The following is a 1152-nucleotide window of genomic DNA, read 5'->3' as shown; positions in this document are numbered from 1 at the left end:
GTTCTTGTAGACGTTGGGGTTGTTTTCGCCCTGACCAGAGCCAAGGTTGTAGGACTGTTTCAATACGGGGGCTTGGATATTGGTGTTAGCGAATTGGTCCTCGATTTCTTGGAGCATTTCTTCGGCGGTGGGTCCTTTGGGGGTTTCTTTGGGGTTGGTGGGGGTGAGGGTTTTGGTGTCGTTGGGTTGGCAGAACTTCGATAATGCTACGTTGCCCCTTGAGCGAGTATTCTTTACAGCGATTCCATCCTCCAGTGTATATTCTGAGTATTCTTGTTTTCCGGGACGGTAATCTTCTGTATAACATGTATTATTTCCGTCAAGTGGGGCATAATAATCAAGGCCGGCACTGTCTTTCATAACCTTGTGAGTTTGACGTATTTCATCAACCCAATTGTGGTAGGAAGCACCTATTGGTTTCGCAGAATCGTTATTATCTGACGGTATATCATCCTGTTTTCTTTGGTCGTTTGAGCTATTTCCACCGTGGCGCTGTCTAGAATTACCAGGAACCTTTACACAATGTCCGTTAGAATCTTTGGCTGTGCACTCTATGCTCAATGCAGATGAATTGTCAATTACTGAAAAAGTTGTTGCCAATATAAGGCAAGTAAAGATTCGTACATAATGAGATGTATTCATTTTTACAATTCCTCTTCCGTCTTGCTGCCAGTAATTTTCCAATATCCGTCAGAGTAGGTGAAGAGGAAGTAGAAAGTATCGTCACTGGTATCAGTATTGGCCTGCATATCAAGGTGGCCATTAGACTCCACGTACATGACAGTGCTCCAGAATCGGCGATGCAACATACGGTACTTTTTCTTTTCCTCATCGTAGATGAGTGGACCTTCTGGTTGATAGGCATCTAGGCCGTCGACAGTCCATCCGCCGCTTTTGTAAAGATTCTCAATGAACTGGTAGAACTCATATTCTTCAGCATCTTTCGTGATGTACCTGAATGCGTATGAGCAGTCGCCGGTCTGAATGCCATAGTTATGGGCGGCAAGCCAGTCCTTCATCATTCGGTATAGGCCTTGTTCCGTTTCCGGGTACTGCTGTGGCTCTGCTTTCGGTCGAGGAACATTCTGAGCAGGCCCATACTCGTCCGCCTTACGGTACTCACCATCGGGGGCTTTCGAGCCGCCCGAGTAG

Annotated in this window: 1 protein-coding gene and 1 pseudogene; both read right to left on the bottom strand. The window is 46.4% G+C overall.

Going from position 1 to position 1152, the window contains the following annotated elements; all coding sequences use genetic code 11:
* A pseudogene (locus HMPREF2874_RS09135) lies at positions 1-642 on the bottom strand (hypothetical protein); the annotation flags it as partial.
* Between the two features lie 2 nt (positions 643-644).
* A partial coding sequence (locus HMPREF2874_RS02235) for a DUF6318 family protein (RefSeq protein ID WP_168165148.1) occupies positions 645-1152 on the bottom strand: 508 nt, incomplete at its 5' end.

It is taken from the genome of Rothia sp. HMSC068F09 (genome assembly GCF_001812775.1).
Classification (GTDB): domain Bacteria; phylum Actinomycetota; class Actinomycetes; order Actinomycetales; family Micrococcaceae; genus Rothia; species Rothia mucilaginosa_A.
Note: the sequence above shows the minus strand (reverse complement) of the source record. Positions and strands in the feature narration are given on the sequence as shown.